Here is a 20,130-nt window from a genome sequence, read left to right as displayed (position 1 = left end):
GGTGGTGTGGGTTTGTGTTTGTTTGGTCGTGGCGGGGGGGGGGGGCGCGCGGGCGCGGGGGCCGCGCCCCCCCCCCCCCCCCCCCCCCCCCCCCGTGCGGGTGGGCGTGGCGCGCAGCGCGGGCGTGGTGACGAGCGCGGCGGCCGTGATGGTGGCGGTGTTCGCGCTGTTCGGGACGCTCTCGGAGCTGGGCCTGAAGCAGCTGGGGGTGGGGCTGGCGGTGGCGGTGCTGCTGGACGCCACCGTGGTGCGCGGGCTCGTGCTGCCCGCGGCGCTGCGGCTGATGGGCCGGCGCGGCGGCGGGCGTCCCGGCCGGCCGGCGGTGCCGGCGCAGGGCGGCGCGGCCGGAACCGTGCGCGGTGAGGCGGTCGACGCCTGAACGGCCCCTCCCCCGCCGGTGGGCGTGCACCTCGCCCAGCACCTCAGCACCACCGGCTCCCGCACCGGGCGTCGCTCCGGGCGCCCGGTGCGGGACCCGTCACGTGCCCAGCCAGTCGCGGTGCAGCGCGCGTTCGCCGAGGCGGTCGGCCAGTGACGCCCACGCCGCGTACCAGCGCCGGCGCAGCTGAGCCGGTCGCCACGGGTCCGGGCGCAGTTTCAGGGGCAGCAGCGGATCGTCGCGGACCGCCCGTTCGAGGGCGTCGGCCAGCCGGACCTGCTGCACGAGGGGGTCCTGCGCGGGAGGCCGGTCGAGCACGTCGGCGAGGACGTCGTAGGCCCGGTCCACGGGCGCGGCCGGCCACAGCCGCTCGGCGAGGGCGAGCGGTTCGGTGGTCCCGCGCACGTCGAGGTGCCCCGCGGTGGCCAGGACGAGGTGGCGCCGGTCGGTCGCGTCGAGCAGCGGGGTCAGGTCGTGCGGGCTGGCGTACAACCCGGTGGACACCGCGGCCGCACCGGCGGCGACCAGGTCGCGGCGCAACGCGTCCCGCACGGACCGGGCGGACTCCTCGGCGCTCACCGCGAGCAGGCGCCAGGCGCCGTCCCACGGGGCCGCCCCGACGTCCTGGGCCCGGGCCAGGCGCAGCGCCAACCGGTCGCGGTCGATCCGTTCCCGCCCCGCGGCGGTCAGCCGCAGGCTCCCACCGCGGCCCCGGCCGTCCTGCACGAGCTCACCCGCGGCGACCATCCGGCGGATCGCCAGCCGGACCGGCTGGTCCTGCAGCCCGACGGCGTTGGCGGTGCCGTAGACGAGGTCGAGCCCGACCTCGCCCCGCAGCGGCAGGGTCGCCTCGATCACCGTCCGCGGCGAGGGCGTCACGGCGTCCCCCGCGCCGGTCGTCACGGTCGTCCTCCCACGGGGCGCTGCAGGGTGCGGTAGCGGTGGAAGCCGTAGAGCCCCGCGAGGGGGCCCGTCCCGCCCCGGCCGACCACGGTGAAGCCCCGGCGCCGGTACAGGGCCTCGGCCCGAGGGTTGGTGTCGACCACGCTCAGCTGCACGGCCCGGTCGCCGCGCGCGGCCGCGAGGTCGAGCGCCGCGGTGAGCAGCGCCGACCCGGTGCCGGCGCTGCGACGCTCCGCGGCCACGCACAGACCGTCCAGGACCAGGACGCCGGGGACGTCGCTGCGGTCCAGGGGCGCGAGGACGGCCACCGCCCTGACCGCCGCCGGCCAGCCCAGCCGCGACCGCGTCGCGCGCCACGACCAGTGCACCGCTCCCCCGCCGGCCGTGCGGAAGCCGCACACCCCGAGGACGTCGGCGCCGTCCCGGGCGATGAGGAAGCGGTCGGCGACCAGGGCGGCCGTGACCTCCGCCCGGCCCGTCCCGCCGTCGCGGAAGGCGTGCGACAGCTTGGCGCCGAACGCCTCCCAGTACAGCTCGCCCACCCGCGAGCGTTCGTCCCGCGTGAAACCCCTGGTGATGTCCACCCGGCAACTATCGCATACGCTACGAACGTGCGGAAAAAGATACGTCGAGTCGTCGCGGCCACCGCCGGCCTCGCCCTGGCGCTCGGACTCCTCCTCGCGGTCGGCAACGAGTACCGCTTCGAGGAGGAACGGGTGAGCGTGCCGGTGCCCGGAGGCTCGCTCGAGGCGGTCGTGGCCCACCCGGAGGGCACGACCCGCGGGCTCGTGGTGCTCGTGCACGGCGACGGGCCGGTCGACGCGACGTACGACGGCCTGTACCGGCCGTGGTTCGAGGCCGCCGCCGACGCGGGTTTCGCGACGCTGTCCTGGAGCAAGCCGGGGGTGGGCGGTTCCACGGGGAACTGGCTGCGGCAGGACATGGACGAGCGCGCCGCGGAGGTCTCCCACGTCCTGGACTGGGCTTCGGCGCAGCCGGGACTGGCGACGGGCACGGTCGTGCTCTGGGGCGCGAGCCAGGCGGGGTGGGTGCTGCCGAAGGTCGTGCGCTCCCGCCCGGACGTCGACGCGGTCGTGGCCGTCAGCCCAGCGGTGAACTGGCTGCGCCAGGGGCGCTTCAACCTGCTCGCCGAGCTCGACCACGACGGCGCAGCCGCACCCGCGCGGCGGGAGGCCGTCGAGGTCAGCGACCGCACCCGCGAACTGCTGGAGTCCGGGGCCGACCACGACCGCTACCTCGCGCGGACCACGGACCCCGAACCGCTGGACGCCGACCGCTGGGGTTTCGCGCTGCGGAACTTCCGCTCCGACGCGACGGCGGACCTGCAGGCCTCGGCCGACCGGCACGTCCCCGTCCTGCTGACCCTGGGCACGGAGGACCGCAACGTCGACGTCGCCGAGACCGGGTCGACCTACCGGCGGATCCTCGGCGACGACGTCACCGTGGCCAGGTTCCGCGCGGCGCACTCGATGGCCCGCCCGGTCGTGGAGGACTCCGACGCGCTCGGCCTGCTCACGGGGACGTTCTGGCCGCGGGCGCTGCTGGCGCCCGGGGTGCTCGACACCTACCGCGACTTCCTGGAGGGCGTCGCCCCGGGCTGACGGAGCGGGATGACGGAGCGGGCGGCACCGCCGCCGCGGCAGGCGCCACCGGGCGTCCCGCTACTCCCCCGTCACGTGCAGCTGCCGCGCCGCCTCGGCCAGCGAGCCCGTCAGCGACGGGTACACCGTGAACGCGTGCGCGACGTCGTCGACGTTGAGCCGCTTCTCCACCGCCAGCGTCAGCGGGAAGATCAGCTCGCTGGCCCGCGGGGCGACGACCACGCCGCCGATGACGGTGCCCGAACCGCTGCGGCAGAACAGCTTCACGAAGCCGTCGTGGATGCCGAGCATCTTGGCGCGCGCGTTGGTGGACAGCGGCAGCTTGACGATCTCGCCCTGCGCCTCGCCGGAGTCGATCTGCTTCTGCGTCCACCCCACGGTGGCGATCTCCGGGGAGGTGAAGACGTTGGAGGAGACCGAGCGCAGCTTCAGCGGGGCGACGGTGTCCCCCAGGGCGTGCCACATGGCGATGCGGCCCTGCATGGCCGCCACCGACGCCAGCGGGAACACCCCGGTGCAGTCGCCGGCCGCGTACACGCCGCGCGCGGAGGTGCGCGAGACCTTGTCGACGTCGATGTGCCCGGACTCCGAGGTCCACACCCCGGCCTCCTCCAGGCCGAGCCCGGCGGTGTTGGGGATCGCGCCGACCGCGACCAGGCAGTGCGAGCCCTCCAGGGTGCGCCCGTCGGACAGCGTCACGGTGACGGTGTCGCCGTGGCGCTCGACCTTCTGCGCGCGCGAGCGCGAGACGACGTCCATGCCGCGGCGGCGGAACACCTGCTCGAGGACCTCGGCGGCGTCGGCGTCCTCGCCGGGCAGCACGCGGTCGCGGCTGGAGACGAGGGTGACGTGCGCGCCGAGGGCGTCGTAGGCGCTGGCGAACTCGGCGCCGGTGACGCCGGAGCCGACGACGATGAGGTGCTCGGGCAGCTCCTCGATGTCGTACACCTGCTTCCAGGTGAGGATGCGCTCGCCGTCGGGCTGCGCGTCCGGCAGCGTCCGGGGGCTGGAGCCGGTGCTGACGAGCACGACGTCGGCCTCGACGCGCTCACCGGCGTCGGGCCCGTCGGCGACGACGAGGGCCTGCGGCCCGTCGAGGCACCCCTCGCCGGACAGGATCCGCACGCCCTCCTTCTGCAGGCGGGCGCGCACGTCCGCGGACTGCGACAGGGCCAGCGACTTCACGCGCTGGTGCACCCGGGCCAGGTCCACGCTGACGGCCCCGGCGGGCTCCTCGTCGTCGGTGGCGCCGCCGGGGAAGCGGACGCCGAGCTCGGTGGCGCCGGCCACCGTGGTCATGGTCTCGGCCGTGGCGATGAGGGTCTTGGAGGGCACGACGTCGGTCAGGACGGTGGACCCGCCGAGGCCCTGGCGCTCGACGACGGTGACGTCGGCGCCCAGCTGGGCGGCCACCAGGGCCGCTTCGTAGCCGCCGGGCCCGCCGCCGAGGACGGCGACGCGCTGGCGCTGGGCGATCGGGGAGGCGCTCGTGGGACTCACGGCACCATGGTCGCGCACGGCCCCGACACCGGTCACCCCGAGGCACCACCGGTCACCGCGGGGCCCGCGCGGCGCCCTACAGTCTTCCCTCGTGCCCGCCCACGTGCCCGCCCGCGCCGCGTACGCCGCGTACGCCAGCAACCTCGACCCGGGGACGATGGGCCGCAAGGCCCCGCACTCCCCGCTGCGCTCGACGGGCTGGCTGCTGGGCTGGCGCCTGACGTTCGGCGGGGAGGAGCGCAGCTGGCAGGGCCCCGTCGCCACCGTCGTGGAGGCCCCCGGCGAGCAGGTGTACGTGGCGCTGTACGACATCGCCGAGGCCGACGCCGAGCGCCTGGACGAGGTGGAGGGCGCCGCCCTGGGCGTGTTCCGCAGGGTCAAGGTGCGGGTCGAGACCCTCGACGGCGACGTGGTGGCCTGGACGTACGTGCTCGACGACTACGAGGGCGGGCTGCCCACGGCCCGCTACCTGGGCGCTCTGGCCGACGCCGCGGAGGCCGGCGGCGCGCCGCACGACTACGTGCTGGCGCTGCGCGCGCGGCCCTGCCGCTCGAACGACGCCTGACCCCCTGGGCCCGCACCCCCGCCGGGCGCACCCCCCGCGGGCCCGCTCGACGGGCCGGATCCGGCGGCCCGCCCTAGCGTGGGCCCGGCCATGGCCCTCCTGCTGATCCTGCACGCCGCGGGTGCCCTGCTCGCCGTCCCCGTGGTGCGGCGCTGGGGCACCCGCGGAGCCCTGCTGACCGCGCTGGCACCGCTGGCGGCGCTGGTGTGGCTGCTGCGGGTGTGGGCGGTGGACGGCCCCTCGGCGGTGCGCACCGCCGAGCTGGCGTGGGTGCCGGGGCTGGAGCTGTCGGCGGCCCTGCGCCTGGACGCGCTGTCCGGGCTGATGGTGCTCGTGGTGGCCGGGGTGGGTGCGCTGGTGCTGGCGTACTCGGCGGGCTACTTCGCCGGTGAGGAGGAGGCCGCGGCGCGCCGGCGCACCGTGCCCCTCCTGGTGGGCTTCGCCGGCGCGATGCTCGCCCTGGTCCTGTCCGACGACCTGGTCCTGCTCTACGTGTGCTGGGAGGTCACCACCGTCCTGAGCTGGCTGCTCGTCGGCGGGGGCGGTGAGCGCGGCGAGGCGCGGCGCGCGGCCGTGCACGCGCTGCTGGTGACCACCGCGGGCGGCCTCGCGCTGCTGGTGGGGGTGCTGCTGCTGGCCCGCGAGGCGGGCACCACCCGGATCTCGCAGCTGCTGGCGGACCCGCCCGAGCCGACCGCGGCGGTGGCGGCGGCGGCCGCGCTGCTGCTGGTGGGGGCGATCACGAAGTCCGCGCTGCTGCCGGTGACGGCCTGGCTGCCGGGGGCGATGGTGGCCCCGACGCCGGTGAGCGCCTACCTGCACGCCGCGGCGATGGTGAAGGCCGGGGTCTACCTGGTCGCCCGGTTCGCGCCGGTGTTCGAGCAGGTGCCGCTGTGGCGCACCGGGGCCGTCGCGGTGGGGGCGGCGACGATGGTGGTGGGCGCGTGGCGGGCGCTGCGCCAGCACGACCTGAAGCTGCTGCTGGCCCACGGCACGGTCAGCGAGCTGGGGTTCATGGTGGTGCTGCTGGGGGCCGGTGGCCGCACCGCGGCGCTGGCCGGTGCCGGGCTGCTGCTGGCGCACGCGATGTTCAAGTCGGCGCTGTTCATGGTCGCGGGGGCGATCGACCACGCGGCGGGCACCCGCGACCTGCGGGAGCTGTCCGGCCTGCACCGCAGCGCGCGGCCGCTGCTGGTCGTCTCCGTGCTGGCCGCGGCGTCGATGGCGGGGGTGCCGCCCACGCTGGGGTTCATCGCCCACGAGGCGGGGTTCGAGGCGTTCGCCGCGCACGGGGGCACCGCGGACCTGGTCGTCCTGGTGGTGCTGGTGGTCGGCTCGGTCCTGACGGCGGCCTACAGCGCCCGGTTCGTGTGGGGCGCCTTCGGCGACCGGGCCGGGGCGGAGCCCACCGCGCTGCACCGCCCGGGGGCGGCGCTGGTGCTGCCGGCGGCGGCCGGGGCGCTCGGCGGCCTGCTCGCCGGGCTGGTGCCCGGGCCGGTGGACGCCCTGGTGTCGGCGGTGGCGGCCGACCGCCCCGCCGAGGGCGAGGAGGCCTACCACCTGGCGCTGTGGCACGGGCTGACCCCGGCGCTGCTGGCCTCGGCGGTCGCGCTGGGCGGCGCGGCCCTGCTGTTCGCCGCGCGCGGGCCGGTGCTGCGCCTGCAGGAGCGGCTGGCGGTGCGCCCGCTGCGCGACCTGACGGCCGGGCGGGTGCAGGACGTGTCGCTGCGCGGGCTGGACGCGGTCGCTGCACGCACCACCCGCGCCCACCAGCGCGGGTCGCTGCCGCAGTACGTGGTCGTGGTGGCGCTCACCGTGGTCGCCGGGCCGGGCACCGGGCTGGTGCTGGCGGTGGCGGCGGGTGCCTGGCCCGGCGGGTGGCGGGCGTGGGACGCGCCCGCGCAGCCGCTGCTGGCCCTGCTGTGCCTGGGGGCCGCGGTCGCCGCCGCGGCGCTGCGCAACCGCCGCTCGGCGTTCCTCGTCGTCGGCGTGTCCGGGTACGCGCTGGCCGGGCTGTTCGTCGTGGCGGGCGCGCCGGACCTGGCGCTGACGCAGGCGCTGGTGGAGACCGTGACCCTCGGGGTGGCGCTGCTGGTGCTGCGCGGGCTGCCGCCGAGGTTCGACCGGCCGGCGGGGCGCAGCGGGCGCGGGCCGTCGCGGGCGCTGCGGGTGGCCGCGGCCGCGGGTGCCGGCGCGGTCGCCGCGCTGCTGTCGGCCGTGGCGCTCGGCGCACGCGGCGCGGAGCCGGTCGCGGACCTGGTCGCCCGGCTCGCCGTGGAGGTGGGCGGCGGGGAGAACGTCGTCAACGTGATCCTCGTCGACGTCCGCGCCTGGGACACCTTCGGTGAGATCACGGTGCTGACGGCGGCGGCCACGGGCGTGGCGAGCATGGTCTTCCTGCGGCACCGCACCGGACGCGCCCCCGCGCTGCGGCACGCCGGCGGGGGCGCCGACGGCGGGGGCACCGACGCCTCGATCGCCTCCACCTGGCGCGAGGAGGAGGACCTGCACCCGGGACCGGACAGCGCCCCGCAGCGCCCGTGGCTGCCGGCGGCGGCCACCCTGCCCCCGGGCCGGCGCTCGGCGGTGCTGGAGGTCGCGGTGCGGCTCGTGTTCGGCGTCGTCATGGTCGTCTCGGTGCACCTGCTGCTGGTGGGGCACGACCGCCCGGGGGGCGGTTTCGCCGCCGGCCTGGTCGCCGGGGTGGCGCTGTTCCTGCGCTACGTCGCGGGCGGTCGCTACGAGCTGGGCGAGGCGGCCCGCGTGGACGCCGGGGTCCTGCTGGGCCTGGGGCTCCTGGTGGCCGCGGTCGCCGGTGCCGCTCCCCTGGCGCTGGGCGCCCAGGCGTTCGAGAGCGCGGTGCTGGACCTGCACGTGCCGGTGCTGGGCGACGTGCACCTGGTGACGTCGCTCGGGTTCGACGTGGGCGTGTACCTGGTCGTGGTCGCCACGGTCCTGGACGTGCTGCGCAGCCTGGGCGCCGGGGTGGACGAGCAGCAGGAGCGCGAACGCGGCAGCGCGAGCGGCGGGGACCCGGACGAGGTGGCGGAGGGGGTGGGCTCGTGAGCCCGACGGTGGTGCTCACGGTGGCCGTGGCGGGGCTGGTGGCGGTCGGCGTGTACATGCTGACCTCGCGGCACCTGAGCCGCGCCGTCCTGGGGGTGGTGGTCCTCAGCAACGGCGTCAACCTGCTGCTGGTCTCCGCGGCGGGGCCGGCGGGTCCGGCCCCGGTGGTGGGCGCCGGCAGCGGGATCACCGAGGAGACGCTCTCCTCGGCGGCCGACCCGCTGCCGCAGGCCTTCGTCCTGACCGCGATCGTCATCACCTTCGCCGTGACGGCCTTCGGGCTGTCCCTGGCGCACCGGCTGCACCGCCTCGAGGGCGACGACGTGGTCCGCGACGCCGGAGCGCTGCGGCGCACCCGCGGCGAGGGCCGGGAGGAGCGGACGTGAGGGTCCTCGTCCCGCTGCCGGTGCTGCTGGCCCTCGCCGGGTGCGCCGTCACGCTGGCGCTGGGGCAGCGCCGCCACCTGCAACGGACGGTGACCCTCGTCGTGCTGGCGGGGGTGACCGCCTCGGCCGCGGTGCTGCTCGTGCTGGCCGTCACCGAGGGCACGCAGCACGTCACGGTGGGCGGCTGGCCCGGCGGGGTGGGCATCAGCCTGGTCGCGGACCGGCTCTCCGCGCTGCTGCTGCTGACCTCGTCGGTGGTGACCCTGGCCGTGATGGTGTTCTCCATCGGCCAGGGCCGCACCCGCGACGTGCGCTCGGCCCCGGTGTCGATCTACCACCCCACCTACCTGGCCCTGACCGCCGGCGTGTGCATCGCGTTCCTGGCCGGGGACCTGTTCAACCTGTACGTCGGCTTCGAGGTGCTGCTGACCGCCAGCTACGTGCTGCTGACGCTGGACGGCACGGGGGCCCGGATCCGGGCGGGCGCCACGTACGTGATCGTCTCGCTGGTGTCCTCGATGGTCTTCCTCACCGGGGTGGGCCTGGTGTACGCCGCCACCGGCACGGTGGCGATGGCGGACCTCCCCGGGCGCATCGCCGCGCTGCCGCCGGCGGTGGCGACGGCGCTGCAGCTGGTGCTGCTGGTGGCCTTCGGCATCAAGGCGGCGGCGTTCCCGCTGTCGGGCTGGCTGCCGGACAGCTACCCGGCGGCGGCCGCACCGGTCGCGGCGGTGTTCGCGGGCCTGCTGACGAAGGTGGGCGTGTACGCGATCGTGCGCACGCACGAGCTGCTGTTCGGGGCGGGCACGCTGCGGCTGCTGCTGCTGGGGGTGGCGCTGGCGACGCTGGTGGTGGGGATCCTCGGCGCCGTCGCCCAGCACGACCTGCGCCGGCTGGTGGCCTTCACCCTCGTCAGCCACATCGGCTTCATGCTCTTCGGGGTGGGGCTGGGCAGCACCGCGGGCCTGGCGGCGGCGGTGTTCTACGCCGTGCACCACATCCTCGTGCAGACGGCGCTGTTCCTCGTGGTGGGCCTGGTGGAGCACCGCGCGGGCACCACGTCGCTGCGGCGGCTGGGCGGGCTGGCGGCCGTGACGCCGGGCACGGCGCTGCTGTTCCTGCTGCCCGCGCTGAACCTGGCCGGCATCCCGCCGTTCTCGGGGTTCCTGGGCAAGCTGGCGCTGCTGCGCGCCGGTGTGGCCGACGGCGGCTGGGACGCGTGGGTGCTCGTGGTCGCGTCGGTGGTGACGAGCCTGCTGACCCTGTACGCGGTGGCGCGGGTCTGGTCGGCGGTGTTCTGGTCCGGGCGGCTGGGGCTCGCGGACGGCGCCGGCCGGGACGCGGGGCCGGGGGCCGAGCCGGACGGGCGGGAGCGGGGCGAGCGGTCCGGCGGCCGGGACCCGCACCGGCCGCGGCGCACCATGGTCGCGGCCACCACGGGGGTGGTGGTGCTGGTGACGGGCCTGTCCCTGGCCGGTGGCCCGCTGCTGGCGGTGGCGCAGGGCGCGGCGGACGACACCACGGACGCGCAGCGCTACCAGCGCGTCGTGGGCGGCGTGGACGACGCCGGGGGTGAGCCGTGAGGATCTCGCGCTGGCTCGTGGGCGCCGTGATGCTGCTGGTGTGGCTGGCGCTGTGGGGCGGGGTGACCCGGCTGAACCTCGTCGGGGGCGTGCTGGTCGTGGTGCTGCTGGCCCTGGTCTTCCCGCTGCCCGCGGCTCCCGCGGGCCGGCGGCTCTCGCCGGTGGGGCTGGTGCTGCTGGCCGGGCACGTCGCCGCGGACCTGCTGCGCTCCAGCGTCCAGGTGGCGTGGCTGTCGCTGCGCCCGGGCCCGGCGCCGGCGGGGGCGATCGTCGCGGTGCGGCTGCGCGGGGGCGGCGACTCGGTCGTGGTGACGGTGGCGCAGCTGCTCACGCTGGTGCCGGGGACCCTGACGGTGGACCTGGACCTGCCCGCCGCCACCCTCTACGTGCACGTGCCGGTCACCGGGCCGCACGAGGACGTGCCGGGCGCCGTGCGCGACCAGGTGCTGCGGCTGGAGGAGCAGGTGCGGCGTGCCCTCCCGCCGGCGCGACCGCGGGACGGCGCGCGCCGCGGGCGCACGGCGCAGGGAGGGGGGACGCGGTGACGGGGGTGTTCGTCTGGACCGCCCTGGCGCTGCTGGGGCTGGCGGCGGTGCTGGTGGCCGTGCGCCTGGTGCGCGGGCCGACCACGCTGGACCGGGCGGCGGCGGTGGACGTGTTCGTGGCGGTCCTGCTGTGCGGGGTGGCCGTCGTCGCCGCCGACCGCGGCTCGACCGCGTACCTGCCGGTGCTGCTGGTGCTGGCGCTGCTGGGCTTCGCCGGGTCGGTCGCCGTGGCGCGCTTCACGGGGCGGGACGACCGGTGAGCGGCGCGGACGCCGTGGACGTGGTCTCCGGTGTGCTCGTGGTCGTGGGGGCGCTGTTCGCCGTCACCGCCGGGGCGGGGCTGGTGCGCTTCGGCGACCTGTGGCTGCGCATGCACGCCGGCACCAAGCCGCAGGTGCTGGGGCTGCTGCTGGTGCTGCTGGGCGTCGGGCTGCAGTTCGCGCACAGCGTGGCCGCGGTCGCCACGCTGCTGCTCGTGGGGGCCTTCCAGGTGATCACCGCGCCGGTGTCGGCGCACGTGCTGGCGCGCGCCGGCTACCGCTCGGGCGTCGTCCCCCGCGAGGGCCTGGTCCACGACGACCTGGCCCGGGTCGTCGACGACGGCAGCGGCCCGGACACGGGTGGCGACGCGGGTGGGGACGCGGGTGGGGACGCGGCGCCCGGGCACGACCTAGGCTGAACTCCGTGACGAAAGCCGCCCCGCCCGCCCGGCACTCCACCGGCCACGCCGACGACCCCTTCGACCTCGCCGCCCGCGCCGCCGCGCGCGTCGCGGAACTGACGGGCGTCCCCCACCACGACGTGGCGCTGTTCCTGGGCTCGGGCTGGGCGGCCGCGGCGGACCGCCTGGGCGAGGTCGTCGCCGAGGTGCCGGGCACCGAGGTGCCGGGGTTCACGGCACCGGCCGTGGTGGGGCACGCGGGGACGGTGCGCTCCGTCCGCGTGCCGCGCGAGGACGCCGAGCCGCTGGCCGCGCTGGTGCTGCCGCGCACCCACTACTACGAGGGCCGCGGTGTGCGGGCCGTCGCGCACGGCGTGCGCACGGCCGCTGCGGCGGGGTGCCGCACCGCGGTGCTGACGAACGGCTGCGGCGGCCTGGACCCCTCGATCGGCCCGGGCACGCCGGTGCTCATCGCCGACCACCTGAACCTCACCGGCGCCACCCCGCTGGAGGGCGCCACCTTCGTCGACATGACCGACCTGTACTCCTCGGACCTGCGCGCCCTGGCCCGCACCGTGGACCCGGACCTGCCCCAGGGCGTCTACGCGCAGTTCCACGGCCCCCAGTACGAGACGCCCGCCGAGGTCCGCATGGCGGGCGTGCTGGGCGCGACGCTGGTGGGCATGTCGACGGCGCTGGAGGCGATCGCGGCCCGGCACGCCGGCCTGGACGTGCTGGGGTTCTCCCTGGTGACGAACCTCGCCGCGGGCGTCTCGGACCAGCCGCTCTCGCACCAGGAGGTGCTGGAAGCGGGTCGTGCGGCGGCGCCGCGCTGCGCCGCGCTGCTGGCCGGGGTCGTGCCGCTGCTCTGAGGCCGCTGCGCGCAGCCCTACGGTGGGTCGGCGCCGTGGAACAGGCCGGGTGGGCCGCCGAGCAGGAGCTTGCACACCAGGCGGGTCCGCCCCGGCGCGGTCTCCCGCAGGGCGTACGTGAGGGTGAACTCGCCGAACAGCCGCAGCCCCGGTCCGGGGCGCACCCGGACGGTCGGGTGCTCGTCCTGCGCGAAGGACACCAGTTCGAAGGTGGTCATGCCGCGCTGGCCCGCTCCCAGGCGGTCCGCGCCCGCCGTCGGCGGTGCGCGGGCTGCGGCGGCCGAGGTTGTCCAGGAGGTCGCAGCCGTACGGGGCGACGCGCAACCGGCACAGCCAGCGGTGCACCACCGGCGCGGGTGCGTGCACGGTCACCCCGCGGAACCAGACGGCGCGCGGCCGTGGCGTCAGGTCGTCGCAGGGGAGGTGGAGGCCGGCCTCGACGCGGGTCACGCCCCACCGGGTGGGGATCGGCACCGGACCAGCACCGCCGGACCACGCGCCCCGTGGAACCCCGCCGGGACGCTGTTCTCGCGAGGGGACCCGGGACCCGTCAGGAACGGTTGACGCGCCCGGTGGCGCGGTCCCACGTGAGGGTGCCGCCCTGGAACTCCTGGCGCACACCGCCCCGCACGGGGCGCTCACCGGTGCGGGGGTAACCCAGCGACCCGTTCTCCCAGCCCTGGGCGGCGTAGTGCCGCGCGAAGGCGCCGTGGACCTCGTGGGCGCCGAGCTTCGGCGTCCAGTACACCAGGCCCCGGCTGAAGCGCTGCACGCGCCCGCCGTCGCGGACCGCGAACTCCTCCCCCGCCGGGTACCCCACGGGCGAGGCCTCCCAGCCGAGGGCGGACCACGTGCCGCGGATCGCGCCGCGCACGACCTGCGCGCCGGTGGACGGCGCCCAGTACACCGAGCCGCCCTCGAAGTGCGTGTACCGCCCGGTTCCGTCGGGGGTGGTGAGTTCCGACGTGGTGGGCAGGCCGAGAACGCTGCCGGGGCCGCCGATCGACCGGTAGCGCGCGAGGATGGCGCCCTGCAGGCGGTGCGTGGCGCCGCGGTTCGTCCACGTGCCGGTGGTGGGGGCGGAGACCGTGGTGGTCGCCGGGCGGGTGCCCTCGACGGTGTTCACCACGTAGTAGATCTCGGTCTGCGCGTTCGGGACGCGCGCCGGTCCGACGGCGATGCCGACGCCCATGCCGGTGAAGTCGCCGAGCATGATGGCGTGGTGCGGCGCGGAACCGATCCAGCCGCGCACGGCCCAGTTCCCGTCGGTGCTGTTCCGGTAGCTCAGGTGGATGATCTCGCCCTTGCCCGCGTACCCGGCCAGCTGCGCGGAGAAGTCGGGGTTGTGCCGGTACTGCCCGCTGGCGGCCTGCGCCTCGGCCCAGCGCTGGGAGACGGCGGAGACGTCGCCGAGCTCGGTGAGCGGCGCCAGTCCGTGCGCGGCGCGCTCGGCGTTGACGCCGGCGACGACCTGGCGCTTCTGCGTGGCGAGGTCGGTGGTGGGCGCGGCGAGCGCCGAGCCCAGGGTGACGGCGGCGGGCGCGGCGGCGGGGACGGCGGCGGGCGCGGCGGCGGCCGTGCCCGTGGCGGTTCCCACCAGCGCGCCAGCGGCCAGCAGGCAGCTCAGCGCCCGGCGCGCGGGGGCGCGCAGCCCTCGTCCGGTCCTCGCACGATCCGTCCTCACGACCCCGCCCCCACCCGCCCGCCGTCCCCGCCGGTCGCGGGGGCGTTCCACGGAGGGGATCGGGCGCCGGCGCCGGCCCCTTGAGGGTGCGCGGCCCGCCACCTCGGAGCCCGCTACCGTGGCGTCACGGCGGCGCCCTCACGGCGGCGCCGCGGAGCGCTGCGGGACGGGGGGACGGTGGAGCTGACCGTCCAGCAGCTGCGCTGCTTCCTCGCCGTGGCCGAGGAGCTGCACTTCACGCGCGCCGCCCAGCGCCTGCACGTCGCGGCCCCGTCGCTGAGCCAGCAGGTCGCGACCCTGGAGAAGCGCCTGCAGGTGCAGCTGTTCCACCGCACGTCGCGGCGCGTGGAGCTGACCGCCGCGGGGGTGGAGCTGCTGCCGCTGGCCCGCCGGGCCGTGGGGTCCGTGCAGGAGGTCCAGGAGTGGGCGCAGCGCCGTCGCGAGGCCGGCGAGCGGGTCGTGGTCGGTCTCGTCGCCGGTGGCCCGCTGTGCTCGGCGGTCCTGGCGGCGGCGACCCGGGCCCTGCCCGGGGTGGGCTGGGAGCTGCGCCGGCTGGGTCTGACCGACTCCCTGGGGGCGCTGCGCTCGGAGCGGGTGGACGCCGCGCTGGTGCCGGCGGTGACCCCGCCGGCCGTCGCGGACCTGCGCGCCGTGCCGCTGTGGCGCGAGGACCGGGTGCTCGTGGTGCCCGCGGGGCACCGGCTGGCCGGGCGCAGCGAGGTGGGCATCGACGAGACCACCGGTGAGCGGTTCGTCGGGGTCGCCGACGACGACGCCACCCTCGACGCGTGGTTCGTCAGCCCTCGCCCCGACGGGCGCCGTCCCCGCGTGGAGCCGGCGGCCGGCACGGTGGAGGAGGTGCTGGACCTGTGCGCCGCGGGCATGGCCGTGAACATCGCCGGGGCCAGCGTCGCGCGCGGTTACGCGCGCCCGGACCTGCGGTTCGTGCCGTTGCGCGACGTCCCGCCCGTCACGGTGTGCCTGGTGCACCGGGCCGGGGACCCCGGCCGCGCCCTCGGCGCGTTCGAGCGGATCGCGTTGCGCGTGGCCCGTGAGCAGGGCGGCCGGTTCGGCGCCCTGCCCCCGCCGGGCTGATCCCGGGCGGTGGTCGTGAGGTTCCCCCTCACGGTCGTTGCGATCTCCGTCCTGGTGCTCACGACCGGTCGTCGTCGAGGATGCTGCGGTGAAGGACCCGACCCCCGACCGCACCGGCCTGGTGTTCGCCGAGCGCGACGACGGCCCGCTCGTGCTCGACCTGGTGCTGCCACCCGGCGCCCCCGGACCCGCCCCCGTCGTGGTGTGGCTGCACGGTGGCGGCTGGTTCACCGGCGACCGGCACCTGGCGCCGGACCTGACGCGCTTCTTCGCCGCCCGCGGTCTGGCCATGGCCAGCATCGAGTACCGCCTCAGCGGCCAGGCCCTGTTCCCGGCGCAACTGCACGACGTGCGCGCCGCCGTGCGGTTCCTGCGCCGCGAGGCCGGCGCGCTGGGCGTGGACGGCACCCGGATCGGCCTGTGGGGTTCCTCCGCGGGCGGCCACCTGGCGGCCCTGGCCGGCGTCACCGGCCACCTGGCGGTGCTGCCCGGTGAGCGGGTCGGTGACGGCGAGCCCGGCGCCGCCGTCCAGGCCGTCGCCGAGGGCTACGGGCCCGTGGACCTGGAGCGGGTGGTGGCCGACTCCACCGGTTCGGCGCCGCCGGCGATGAGCGGGGCGAACGCGCCCGAAGCCCGGCTGCTGGGCGGTCCGCCGGCCGAGCGGCGCGGGGCGGCGCGAGCCGCATCGCCGTTGACGCACGTCACCGCCGCTGCACCGCCGTTCCACGTCGCGCACGGCACCGCCGACGTCCTCGTGCGGTGCGACCAGAGCGTCCTGCTGCACGAGGCCCTCGTCGCCTCCGGGGTGGAGAGCACCCTGCACCTGCTCGACGGGTACCGGCACGGGTTCCTCAACCCCGCCGGGGCCGTGGAGGTGCCCGGGCCGCGCGTCTTCGACGACGGGCGGCTGGAGCGGGAGGGCAGCGCCCCCTCCACGGTCCGGGAGTTCCTGCCGGGGCGGGGCGAGCGCAGCGGCCCGGCCACGTTCTCGTACGACGAGGTGGGCGACTTCCTCGCCCGCCACCTGCTGGGGGAGGAGACCGCGTGAGCGTGGACCTGGAGACCGTGCACGGGCTGGCACCGGTGCGCGGCGCGCTGCCGGGCGAGCCGGTGCCGTACTACGTCGCCCACGGCGAGGGGCACCGCTACGAGCTGGACGGCCAGCTGTGGACGGTGTTCGCCCGGGCCGCCGACACGGGCGGGCTGTTCGACGCCGCGTGGGTCGACGGTCCCCGCGGGGCGTCCACCGCCCACCACGTCCACCGCGACCAGCAGCGTTCCTTCGTGCTGGTCCGCGGCAGCGCGCAGGTCCAGCTGGGCGGCGCCAGCCGGGTGCTGGTGCCCGGCGACTCGTTCAACGTCCCCGCGGGGACGCCGCTGGCCTGGCGGTTCCTGGCCCACGGCACGCGGCTGCTGACGTGGGCCGCGCCCGGCGGGGCGCTCGCCCTCGTCGAGGCGCTGGGCACGCCGGTGGACGTGCACGCCCACCGCGACCGCCCGTCGGGGCCGCCGTCGCCGGAGCGCCGCCGGGAGGCCGGCGCACCGCTGGGCGTCACCTTCCCGTCCCTGGAGGAGGTGCGCGCCGGCGAGCAGTGGGACGCCGACCTGCCCGCCGGTGTCGAGCCGTACTTCCTGCGCGGCGGGGAGGGCGACCGGTTGCGCACCCCCGACGCCCTCTACACGTACCTGTCGCGGGGCCGGAACACCGACCACCGGTACTTCGCGATCCACACCGTCGGCGCACCGGGCCGATACTTCGGGCGGCACTTCCACCGCGAGCACACCGAGAACTTCCTGTGCCTGTCCGGGCGGGTGTGGTTGTGGGTCAACGGCACCGAGGTGCTGCTCACCCCCGGCGACTTCGTGCACGCGCCCGCGGGGACGATCCACACGTTCGCGTTCGACGCGCACCGCACGGAGATGCTGGGGATCCTCACCCCGGACGTGTTCGAGCCGTTCTTCAGCGTCCTGGGCTCGCCCACGCAGGACCGCTCCTACCCGGAGCCGGGGACGATGAGCAGCGAGAGCACCGACCTCGTCGGTCCCCCGCCGGTGGAGGTGCTGCAGAAGCTGCAGGACGAGCTGGACCTGGTGCTGGTGGGCCCGCCTCCGGAGCGCACCGCCGGGCTGGGCATCTGACGCGCCGGCGGCCCCCGTCCCCGCACCACGGGGACGGGGACCGCCGGGCACCGGGCGGTCAGCGCGCCGCGGCCCGCCGGTACTGACGGGTCGCCAGCGGCACGAACACCGCGAGGATCACCACGATCCACAGCAGCGTGTACAGCTCGGAGTTCTGCAGCGACCAGGTGCCCAGCTCGGTGCCCGGCGGCACGTTGCCGAAGCGCTCGCGCGCCGCCTGCACGAGGGTGGAGACGGGGTTCCACTGCGCGATCGTCTGCAGCGGGCCGGGGAAGGTCTCCAGCGGCACGAAGGCGTTCGTGATGAACGTCAGCGGGAAGATCGTCAGGAACGTCAGGTTGTTGAACGCCTCCGGGGTGCGGATGAGCAGGCCGAGCAGGCCCATCACCCACGACAGCGCGTAGGCGAACAGGAGCAGCAGCGCGAAACCGACGACCGCGTCGAGGAACGAGGTGCGGATCCGCCACCCGATCACCAGACCGGTCAGCGACATGATGACCGTGACGATGACGTTGAGGACGACGTCCGAGGCCGTGCGCCCCACGAGCACCGCGGACTGGGCCATCGGCAGCGACCGGAACCGCTCGATGATGCCCTTCTGCATGTCGTCGGCGATGCCGGCGCCGGTGATGGTGGCCCCGAAGATGACCGTCTGGGCGAAGATGCCCGGCACGATGAACTCACGGTAGTTCGGCACGTCGATCGCGCCGCCGAAGACGTACCCGAACAGCAGGATGAACATGATGGGCGAGATGAGGGTGCCGACCAGCAGGTCGGGGATCCTCGTGATCTTCAGCATGTTCCGCTTGGCGATCACCGAACTGTCGGCGAGCACCACCCCGACCGCGCTCACGGCCGCACCCCCTCCCCCACCGGCCGCGCCGGCTCGTCGACGCCGGCGACCTCGTCGGCCGGCTTGCCCGTCAGCGTGAGGAAGACGTCGTCCATCGTGGGGCGGCGCAGCCCCGCGTCCAGCGGCACGATGCCCACCTCGCCGAGGCGCTGCAGCACCTGCACGAGCACCTGCGTGCCCGAGGTCACCGGTGCGGTGATCCGGCGCGCGCGGCGCTCCACCTGCAGCTCGCCGACGGCCACCTCGTGCAGCACGGCGACCGCCGCGTCCACGTCCCCGTCGGCGGCCACGACGACCTCCACGCGCTGCCCGCCGACCTGGGTCTTCAGCTCGTCGGCGGTGCCGCGCGCGATGACGCGGCCGTGGTCGATGACGACGATGTCGTCGGCGAGGCGCTCGGCCTCCTCCAGGTACTGCGTGGTCAGCAGCAGCGTGGTTCCGCCGCCGACCATCCGCGTCAGCAGCTCCCACATGTCGTTGCGGCTGCGCGGGTCGAGCCCCGTGGTCGGCTCGTCCAGGACCAGCACCGGCGGCTCGGCCACCAGGGCGCCCGCGAGGTCGAGCCGGCGGCGCATGCCGCCGGAGTACGTCTTGGCGACCCGCTTGGCCGCGTCCGTCAGGTCGAACTGCTCCAGGAGCTCCCACGCCCGCTCGCGCGAGCGCCTGCGCCCCAGGTGGTACAGCCGTCCCACCATGTCGAGGTTCTCGAACCCGGTGAGGTTCTCGTCCACCGCCGCGTACTGGCCGGACAGGCCGATGCGCCGGCGCACCTCCCGCGGGTCGGCCACGACGTCCACGCCCGCGACCGTCGCGGTCCCCTCGTCGGGGACCAGCAGCGTCGTGAGCATCCGCACCGTCGTCGTCTTGCCCGCGCCGTTGGGCCCCAGCAGGGCCAGGACGGTGCCCGCCGGCACCGTCAGATCGACGCCCGCCACCGCGGTGACGTCGCCGTACCTCTTCACCAGTCCCCGTGCTTCGACCGCCGGGGGCACCGCCCGCGCGGTGGCCGTGCTCGTCGTTGCCATGACCGGAACCCTAGGGAAGACCTCCGACACCACGCCGCTCCTTTGTCGTCGACCAGTCGTCGAGGGGGTGACCGGTGCGGGGCGCCGGACTCATCGCCGCGGCGCCCGACGCCGGGCGCCGCGGCCGCGGGGGCGCTAGCGTCGGGGGATGACGAGCCCTGCAGCCCGAGCGTTCGACGCCCTCTGCGACGTGTACCAGCGCCGGATCTCACCCAGGAAGGGCTACGCGTGCGCCCACCGCGTCGCCCACGGCGGCGACTCCTGTTCCGGGGCCGTGCGCAGCATCGTGCGCAGCCGCGGGCTGCTGGGCGGCGCCGTGCCCAGCGCCGTGCGGTTCCTGGCCTGCTACCAGGCCGCGTCGCTGCTCATGGCCGGCGGTGGGCGCGGGGTGTGCTGCTGCGGGCCGATCCCCATCCCCTTCCGCTTCTGAGCGAGCCGGGCGGCGCGGTCCGGCGCAGCGGCGGACGGGGTCAGCGCACCGGCGCGGCCGCCACCAGCTCGCGGAACCTGCGCACCGCCGCGTCCGGCGCCGGCCGCAGGGGCCCGCGCGGCGCTCCCGCCGGAACGCCCAGCGCCGCGACGCCGGAGTGCCAGGCGTCCGCGGCGCTGCCGGCCCCCACCAGCAGCACGTCCCGGCTCAGCCCCACGGCGCACGGCAGCCCGGCGTCCCGGTAGCCCGCCAGGCGCTCGCGCCACTGCTCCGGGCCGGCGGCGGTGTCCTTCACGGCGGCCACCGCACCGGCACCCGCCAGTTCCCTCGGGACCGGCAGCGGCACGTCGTAGCGGGTGGTGGCCGGGTTGTTGTAGAAGCACACCGGGACCCCCGCCGCCGCGGCGCCGGCCGCCACGTGCGGCACCACCTCCTCGTCGGTCAGCGGCACGTAGCCCACCGGCGAGACGAGGACCCCGTCGGCACCGGCGTCCACGGCGTCGCGGGCGGCGGACACCGCGTCCCGGGTCGCCAGGGCGCTGACCGCCGCGTACAGCGGGACCCCCGAACCCCGCAGCGCCCGCGCGGCGTGCCGCACGACGGTGCGCCGTTCCCCGGCGTCGAGGTACACCCCTGAGCCGGAGGTCCCGAGCACGGCGACGGCGTCGGCGCCGCCGGCGGCCGGACGGGTCACCAGGTCGGGAAGCGCCGCGGTGTCGACCGCACCGGACGCGTCGAAGGGGGTGGGCGGGTAGGCGACCAGCCCGGTGAACGGCCGGGACGCACCCTGCTGCGGGTTCCTCTGCACACCGGGCCCCTGCC

The 20,130-nt window shown here is 76.6% G+C and carries 22 protein-coding genes; 14 read left to right on the top strand and 8 right to left on the bottom strand.

Annotated elements, in window-relative coordinates; genetic code table 11:
• The first annotated feature begins 106 nt into the window (after positions 1 to 106).
• On the top strand, positions 107 to 379 hold the full coding sequence (locus ACRYR8_RS12010; RefSeq protein WP_432484777.1) for an MMPL family transporter: 273 nt from the start codon (positions 107 to 109) through the stop codon (positions 377 to 379).
• 99 nt (positions 380 to 478) lie between these two features.
• Here the strand turns inward: ACRYR8_RS12010 and ACRYR8_RS12005 are convergent, their stop codons facing one another.
• Both ACRYR8_RS12005 and ACRYR8_RS12000 read right to left on the bottom strand, forming a co-directional pair.
• Positions 479 to 1,282 (bottom strand): PaaX family transcriptional regulator, encoded by an 804-nt coding sequence (locus ACRYR8_RS12005; protein WP_432483569.1) that lies wholly within the window; start codon positions 1,280 to 1,282, stop codon positions 479 to 481.
• Positions 1,279 to 1,866 (bottom strand): GNAT family N-acetyltransferase, encoded by a 588-nt coding sequence (locus tag ACRYR8_RS12000; protein WP_432483571.1) that lies wholly within the window; start codon positions 1,864 to 1,866, stop codon positions 1,279 to 1,281. The genes ACRYR8_RS12005 and ACRYR8_RS12000 overlap by 4 nt, the downstream gene beginning before the upstream one ends.
• A gap of 27 nt (positions 1,867 to 1,893) precedes the next feature.
• On the opposite strand from ACRYR8_RS12000, the gene ACRYR8_RS11995 reads away from it, so the two are divergent.
• Positions 1,894 to 2,904 (top strand): alpha/beta hydrolase family protein, encoded by a 1,011-nt coding sequence (locus ACRYR8_RS11995; protein WP_432483573.1) that lies wholly within the window; start codon positions 1,894 to 1,896, stop codon positions 2,902 to 2,904.
• Between the two features lie 60 nt (positions 2,905 to 2,964).
• Here the strand turns inward: ACRYR8_RS11995 and ACRYR8_RS11990 are convergent, their stop codons facing one another.
• Positions 2,965 to 4,404, bottom strand: a complete 1,440-nt coding sequence (locus tag ACRYR8_RS11990; protein ID WP_432483575.1) for an NAD(P)H-quinone dehydrogenase — start codon at positions 4,402 to 4,404, stop codon at positions 2,965 to 2,967.
• Positions 4,405 to 4,561: 157 nt separating this feature from the next.
• Here ACRYR8_RS11990 and ACRYR8_RS11985 point away from each other — a divergent pair, with 157 nt between their 5' ends.
• From ACRYR8_RS11985 to ACRYR8_RS11950, 8 genes are all read left to right on the top strand, one after another.
• A complete protein-coding gene (locus ACRYR8_RS11985) occupies positions 4,562 to 4,969 on the top strand; it encodes a gamma-glutamylcyclotransferase family protein (protein ID WP_432483720.1) in 408 nt (135 codons plus the stop codon).
• 90 nt (positions 4,970 to 5,059) lie between these two features.
• On the top strand, positions 5,060 to 8,035 hold the full coding sequence (locus ACRYR8_RS11980) for a Na+/H+ antiporter subunit A (protein ID WP_432484773.1): 2,976 nt from the start codon (positions 5,060 to 5,062) through the stop codon (positions 8,033 to 8,035).
• Positions 8,032 to 8,421 (top strand): NADH-quinone oxidoreductase subunit K, encoded by a 390-nt coding sequence (locus tag ACRYR8_RS11975; RefSeq protein WP_432483578.1) that lies wholly within the window; start codon positions 8,032 to 8,034, stop codon positions 8,419 to 8,421. The genes ACRYR8_RS11980 and ACRYR8_RS11975 overlap by 4 nt, the downstream gene beginning before the upstream one ends.
• Positions 8,418 to 10,004: a Na+/H+ antiporter subunit D gene (locus tag ACRYR8_RS11970; protein WP_432483580.1), complete on the top strand. Its 1,587-nt coding sequence runs from the start codon at positions 8,418 to 8,420 to the stop codon at positions 10,002 to 10,004. Before ACRYR8_RS11975 ends, ACRYR8_RS11970 begins: the two co-directional genes overlap by 4 nt.
• Entirely contained in the window at positions 10,001 to 10,549 is a 549-nt protein-coding gene (locus ACRYR8_RS11965; RefSeq protein ID WP_432483581.1) for a Na+/H+ antiporter subunit E, read from the top strand. The genes ACRYR8_RS11970 and ACRYR8_RS11965 overlap by 4 nt, the downstream gene beginning before the upstream one ends.
• Positions 10,550 to 10,554: 5 nt before the next feature.
• Positions 10,555 to 10,809 (top strand): monovalent cation/H+ antiporter complex subunit F, encoded by a 255-nt coding sequence (locus ACRYR8_RS11960; RefSeq protein ID WP_432484770.1) that lies wholly within the window; start codon positions 10,555 to 10,557, stop codon positions 10,807 to 10,809.
• Positions 10,806 to 11,228, top strand: coding sequence for a monovalent cation/H(+) antiporter subunit G (mnhG, locus tag ACRYR8_RS11955; RefSeq protein WP_432483585.1), 423 nt, complete (start codon positions 10,806 to 10,808; stop codon positions 11,226 to 11,228). Before ACRYR8_RS11960 ends, mnhG begins: the two co-directional genes overlap by 4 nt.
• Complete coding sequence (locus ACRYR8_RS11950; protein WP_432483722.1) at positions 11,225 to 12,082, top strand: purine-nucleoside phosphorylase; 858 nt, start codon at positions 11,225 to 11,227, stop codon at positions 12,080 to 12,082. Before mnhG ends, ACRYR8_RS11950 begins: the two co-directional genes overlap by 4 nt.
• A 17-nt stretch (positions 12,083 to 12,099) precedes the next feature.
• Here the strand turns inward: ACRYR8_RS11950 and ACRYR8_RS11945 are convergent, their stop codons facing one another.
• Entirely contained in the window at positions 12,100 to 12,300 is a 201-nt protein-coding gene (locus ACRYR8_RS11945) for a hypothetical protein (RefSeq protein ID WP_432483587.1), read from the bottom strand.
• A 332-nt stretch (positions 12,301 to 12,632) separates the two neighbouring features.
• A complete protein-coding gene (locus ACRYR8_RS11940) occupies positions 12,633 to 13,766 on the bottom strand; it encodes a CAP domain-containing protein (RefSeq protein WP_432483589.1) in 1,134 nt (377 codons plus the stop codon).
• A gap of 177 nt (positions 13,767 to 13,943) precedes the next feature.
• Between ACRYR8_RS11940 and ACRYR8_RS11935 the strand changes: the two genes are divergently transcribed.
• The 3 genes from ACRYR8_RS11935 (at position 13,944) to ACRYR8_RS11925 (ending at position 17,000) form a co-directional block, all read left to right on the top strand.
• Positions 13,944 to 14,861, top strand: coding sequence for a LysR family transcriptional regulator (locus ACRYR8_RS11935; RefSeq protein ID WP_432483591.1), 918 nt, complete (start codon positions 13,944 to 13,946; stop codon positions 14,859 to 14,861).
• Between the two features lie 88 nt (positions 14,862 to 14,949).
• A complete protein-coding gene (locus ACRYR8_RS11930) occupies positions 14,950 to 15,909 on the top strand; it encodes an alpha/beta hydrolase fold domain-containing protein (protein ID WP_432483593.1) in 960 nt (319 codons plus the stop codon).
• On the top strand, positions 15,906 to 17,000 hold the full coding sequence (locus tag ACRYR8_RS11925; RefSeq protein WP_432483595.1) for a quercetin 2,3-dioxygenase: 1,095 nt from the start codon (positions 15,906 to 15,908) through the stop codon (positions 16,998 to 17,000). The genes ACRYR8_RS11930 and ACRYR8_RS11925 overlap by 4 nt, the downstream gene beginning before the upstream one ends.
• Before the next feature lie 58 nt (positions 17,001 to 17,058).
• Here the strand turns inward: ACRYR8_RS11925 and ACRYR8_RS11920 are convergent, their stop codons facing one another.
• A complete protein-coding gene (locus ACRYR8_RS11920; RefSeq protein WP_242125808.1) occupies positions 17,059 to 17,853 on the bottom strand; it encodes an ABC transporter permease in 795 nt (264 codons plus the stop codon).
• The gene (locus ACRYR8_RS11915; protein WP_432483597.1) at positions 17,850 to 18,878 is read right to left on the bottom strand and encodes an efflux ABC transporter ATPase subunit, DrrA-related; all 1,029 of its coding nucleotides are present in this window, start codon (positions 18,876 to 18,878) and stop codon (positions 17,850 to 17,852) included. Before ACRYR8_RS11915 ends, ACRYR8_RS11920 begins: the two co-directional genes overlap by 4 nt.
• 148 nt (positions 18,879 to 19,026) lie before the next feature.
• On the opposite strand from ACRYR8_RS11915, the gene yidD reads away from it, so the two are divergent.
• On the top strand, positions 19,027 to 19,308 hold the full coding sequence (gene yidD, locus ACRYR8_RS11910) for a membrane protein insertion efficiency factor YidD (RefSeq protein WP_242125804.1): 282 nt from the start codon (positions 19,027 to 19,029) through the stop codon (positions 19,306 to 19,308).
• 40 nt (positions 19,309 to 19,348) lie between these two features.
• On the opposite strand, the gene ACRYR8_RS11905 is transcribed toward yidD, so the two are convergent.
• Positions 19,349 to 20,116 (bottom strand): dihydrodipicolinate synthase family protein, encoded by a 768-nt coding sequence (locus ACRYR8_RS11905; RefSeq protein ID WP_432483599.1) that lies wholly within the window; start codon positions 20,114 to 20,116, stop codon positions 19,349 to 19,351.
• Positions 20,117 to 20,130: the final 14 nt, after the last annotated feature.

The sequence above is a fragment of the Kineococcus esterisolvens genome (assembly GCF_050871405.1).
Taxonomy (GTDB): Bacteria; Actinomycetota; Actinomycetes; order Actinomycetales; family Kineococcaceae; genus Kineococcus.
Note: the sequence above shows the minus strand (reverse complement) of the source record. Positions and strands in the feature narration are given on the sequence as shown.